Genomic DNA, 4,238 nt, shown 5'->3' with positions numbered 1-4,238 from the left:
TACTCTGAATCATACTTGAAACAGCTCGTTAGTGCCAGTTGCCGCTAATTGCTGATTACAAAGGTAAGGATGAAGAAAAGGGATATTTGCAGTTCCTCTTTAATATCAACAGAAATTGGAATGTATTTGTCGAATTGGTTCTATCCACGACAGCAAATAGAACCAACAAAATGAGAAAAGGACTATTGGAACACTATCATTCCAACAGTCCTTTTCTGCGTGTTATTGTCAAATGGTTACTTCTTCAAGGTGATGCAGCCAATCGAAGCACGTTTCTGAGCATCGGAAATCTTGGCATACACCTCTGTTGTTGCCACATTCTTGTGACCGAGATAACGCTGCACAACCGCAATACTTGTTCCTGCGTCCAGCTGGAGACAGGCAAAGCTGTGGCGTGAACAATGATAGGAGATATGCTTGGTAATCCCTGCATCTTTCAGCCAATTTTTCAGCGGTGTCTGTGTCATGGAGTCTTTGAAATCAGGGAACACCTTACCTCGTTTATCTGGTGAATAGCCTATCAGTTCCAAGGCTTCCTCACTGATTGGGTTATGCACGATGTCTTTTGTCTTCTGCATTCGTGTGGTGACATACATCAAGCCATCGCTGCCGTATGGCTGTATCTCCTCCCAAGTGAGCTTCTTGATGTCGCTCTTTCGCAATGCCGTTAGGCAAGAGAACAGGAAGGCTCGCTTCAAGGCAGGAGCAGAGCATGGTGTGGATGCCAAGCGGATAACCTCGTCCTGTGAAAGATGCTCCTTGTCAGTCGGGATTGTCTCGATACGTTCCAAGAAACCGTTCGGGTTCTCCTTTATCTTGCGGTCACGATAGGCAGTGTGGATTGAAGCACGGAAAGTTGACCAGTAGTTGGCTGCTGAGTTGATATGCAGCTTTCTGTTCTTATGCAGTCCCTGTGGTGCTGTCAGCAGATACTCCCGAAACCTGTTGCACAAGTCCACGTTTATCTCCCCGAAGGTACACTTGCCTTGCGTGAAGGTACGGAAGTGCATATAGACGTGCTGCCACTTGGAGTTCTTCTTGTCCGCCAGTTTCTTGAAGTAGGCAAGGAAATCTCCCTTCATTTTCTCCTTGTCGAAGAAGTCGTAATGCTCGTTGACGATAGCCTCAAAGCGACGGCAGCGTATCGCCTTGGCTCTTGCCGTAAGGTTGAGGTTGTACTTCAGTTCCGTCTGGTTCTTCGGCTTGGCATAGATGTAGATGCCAAGCGACTCATGGCGGATGACTTTCATCGTGCTCTCGTCACGATAGCCTGGATAATAGTCAAGATAATAGGACAGCATGCGTCCGTCCTTGATTTTGCGTGTACGCAATGATACGGTCTTGCAGATATTACTCATAGTTGTATTGATTTATTGATGAATATTCATGGTGAAGTGTCTCTTCACGGCTGCAAAATAACTGAATAATACTTCCGTGACTCCAATTATTTGCAGTCATTGATGGATAATGCTGAAATCATTTGAAATCAAAGTCCTTTTGCTGCCCTTTCTGCCATTGCACGCTCCACATCTGTCTTCAAAAGCAGGTTCTTTACACCCACTTTTACCTTGCTGATATGATGCACTCTTACAATATGGCAGATATTGGCACTTGTCAGACCATACAACTGCTGCACTTGTTCTGTGGTATAATAGCTGTCATCGTTCATGAGGTCAGTCCTGCGAAGTTCTTCAAGATGCTCCTTGGAATAATAGGTGCGACCATACTCTCGCTTAGTCGGTATCTTGTGACGATAGGTGTATGCCCTAAGTGCCGACTTGCTCATACTGAAAGCATCCTCTACATCATCAGCAGTCATCCACTCGGTGATGCTGTGGATGTCAACGGCAGTACCGAAGAATTCATCAATATGTCGTTTGCTGTAATAGTTCTTGCCAGCGATACGGCACATCGGTATCTGTTTACGTTTGGCGGAGGTGTAGAGCCAAGACTTCTTGACCTTATAAATGGACATAACTTCCTCACCAGAATAATAGTCAAGCACCTCATTCTCCTCTTTCCCTTTTGTTGGTTCCTGGTTTTGTGTTGGCTTTTCTGTTTTTACCTTTTTACTGAGCTTGCTCTTGCTGGCAGGAACCACACGCTTGTAGGGATGACCCTCAAACATCTTCTCTATATCAGATTTTCTCACGAATGCCATTCTGCTGCTCAATCTTGATGCCTTCAGCTTGCCGTTAGCCACAAGTTTGTAGATATACTGTCGGGTGCATCCCATCAGAATGGCAGCTTTGGAGAAGGTAAGATACTCCTGATGTTGCAGATCCATGATAGGCTCAATACCGTTAATCAAGTCCTGCTGTCTTTTCTTCCTAAGACGTTTTGCCTCTGTCTGACATTCCTCGGAACAGTATTTCTGCATACCGCTTCTTGGAACGAATGTCTTGCCACAAAATTCACATTTTCTTGTCGGTCTCATACTCTTTGATATTGCTATGTTTTACATACTTTGAGTATTCCACCGATGGAGTAAACGGAAGTGAACTATTGACAACCTTTGTCAACCCTGTCCACGATATAACGCTTTTTGCCTATCAGCTTCAAATCTGTCCTTCATCGTAACCACTCGTAAACCCTTGTCAACTACGTTCACGATATGACAAAATAAAAGCTCCGCAAATTCTCCACGGTAGAAATACGCTGCAAAAATATGTGGAAAATCGGGAACTGCCAAAAAGCACTCAGAAAGTGTTAAAAATCAAATAGTATTGAAAATCAAGGCTTTATGCTTAGTTAGTCATAGTGAATTATGGTTAGTTATAAGGCTCTAAATACAGCCGTTAAAAGCATTTTAAATGGTTGGAAAAACTCTATTGAGAAGTATAACAAACTCGATACTTGGAAAATTGGAGAACAACTTTCTATCTTAGGAAGATACTTGCGCAACAATGACGATTCTAAGGATATTGTACGACAAGTACGTTTTATTCGTGATTGCGTTATCAGCCCCAATCTTAACGTGAATCAACTCCTTTACATGATAAACAAAGTAGTGGCTATGGCTGAAGCATCAATGAAATCTGTTTGTCTTTCCCTGAAAAAGATTAATGGTAGAATTAAACTGCAAGGACAGGGAGAACGTTTTAAGGGAGAAACTATGCGTCTGTTTGATGAGCGCATAAGATTCAAAGGTAATATGCTTTTGAGAAATTTCGATATTGAAACTGAAACTCCAAGGGATTCTCGTAAAGTTCGTAGAATAGTGGAAAAGCGTATGTGTCAGGCTTATCATCGCAGAAATAAAAGAATTGATTATGATGACTCTCAACGAAGACACGAACATTACTGGATGAAAAGAGCCACTTCTTTCCAACTTTACAATATAGGGCAAATGGAAAATGTAGGTTCTGTGTGTAGGGGTAATTCAACACATTGGAAAAAAGAATATGATGAACAAACGGGGAAAATCGTTTTTAAGAAGAAGATGGTCTATTCGTCTGAAGAGGAAGCTAATGAGGCTGTAAAGGAATGGCAGAGAACGAAGACTCATGACAAACGTGAAATAACGGCATATAAATGTGCTATATGTAAGAAATGGCATATTGGTCATAAATCGAAAATGGAAGAATATTCAGACAATGAAAACTATGTACAAAAAGCAGGATAAAGGAAGGCAATAGTACAATAAAATAGTCTTGGTAGGTGACTGACGCAATAGGAAATTTGTATTACCTTTGCAGAATATAAAAGATGTAAGCTATGGAGAAACAAACAAGATATAGCGAACTACTCTCTCAGATTGAAGTGTTCGCCAATGCGGATGATAATGCAATAAGTGTGCTGGCGAATTGTGCAGCTGTGATGAAGATGTTGTTCCCGAAGGAATACTTCTGGGTTGGCTTCTATATAGTGGAAGGCGGTGAACTGATACTCGGTCCGTTTCAGGGTACACCGGCATGTACACGCATCAAGTTCGGACGCGGAGTATGTGGCACGGCATGGAAGGAGCAGCGCACACTTGTTGTTGAGGATGTCGAGAAATTCCCTGGTCATATAGCCTGCTCGTCGCTCTCCCGATCGGAGATTGTCGTTCCGTTGAAGCACAATGGGGTAGTGGTTGGTGAAATAGACATCGACAGCACCGAATTGGCAACATTCGACGACGTGGACAGACAGTTTCTTGAGCATGCGGCAGAGGTGATTGCGCCTTATATGGCGAAACTCGCCATACCTTTATGAATCTATAGTGTGCGTGGAGGGCGTGTCAAAACTCCCAATAT

4 protein-coding genes are annotated in these 4,238 nt (G+C 42.9%); 2 read left to right on the top strand and 2 right to left on the bottom strand.

What is annotated here, in order from left to right; genetic code table 11:
- Positions 1-236 precede the first annotated feature (236 nt).
- Both HMPREF0673_RS01340 and HMPREF0673_RS01335 read right to left on the bottom strand, forming a co-directional pair.
- Positions 237-1,358 carry a site-specific integrase gene (locus tag HMPREF0673_RS01340; RefSeq protein ID WP_007897095.1) on the bottom strand — a complete coding sequence of 374 codons (1,122 nt, stop codon included), beginning with the start codon at positions 1,356-1,358 and terminating at the stop codon, positions 237-239.
- Between the two features lie 128 nt (positions 1,359-1,486).
- The gene (locus HMPREF0673_RS01335) at positions 1,487-2,437 is read right to left on the bottom strand and encodes a helix-turn-helix domain-containing protein (RefSeq protein ID WP_040596199.1); all 951 of its coding nucleotides are present in this window, start codon (positions 2,435-2,437) and stop codon (positions 1,487-1,489) included.
- Between the two features lie 330 nt (positions 2,438-2,767).
- Between HMPREF0673_RS01335 and HMPREF0673_RS01330 the strand changes: the two genes are divergently transcribed.
- Complete coding sequence (locus tag HMPREF0673_RS01330) at positions 2,768-3,625, top strand: hypothetical protein (RefSeq protein WP_007897092.1); 858 nt, start codon at positions 2,768-2,770, stop codon at positions 3,623-3,625.
- Positions 3,626-3,717: 92 nt separating this feature from the next.
- Positions 3,718-4,197, top strand: a complete 480-nt coding sequence (locus HMPREF0673_RS01325; RefSeq protein WP_007897091.1) for a GAF domain-containing protein — start codon at positions 3,718-3,720, stop codon at positions 4,195-4,197.
- Positions 4,198-4,238: the final 41 nt, after the last annotated feature.

This window comes from Leyella stercorea DSM 18206 (assembly GCF_000235885.1).
Classification (GTDB): domain Bacteria; phylum Bacteroidota; class Bacteroidia; order Bacteroidales; family Bacteroidaceae; genus Prevotella; species Prevotella stercorea.
The sequence above is the reverse complement of the archived record's forward strand: the minus strand, read 5'-3'. Positions and strand labels throughout refer to the sequence as shown.

Coding starts and splice junctions, on each gene's coding strand:
- HMPREF0673_RS01325 (WP_007897091.1), top strand. CDS start 3,718: ATGGAGAAACAAACAAGATATAGCGAACTACTCTCTCAGATTGAAGTG.
- HMPREF0673_RS01330 (WP_007897092.1), top strand. CDS start 2,768: ATGGTTAGTTATAAGGCTCTAAATACAGCCGTTAAAAGCATTTTAAAT.
- HMPREF0673_RS01340 (WP_007897095.1), bottom strand. CDS start 1,358: ATGAGTAATATCTGCAAGACCGTATCATTGCGTACACGCAAAATCAAG.
- HMPREF0673_RS01335 (WP_040596199.1), bottom strand. CDS start 2,437: ATGAGACCGACAAGAAAATGTGAATTTTGTGGCAAGACATTCGTTCCA.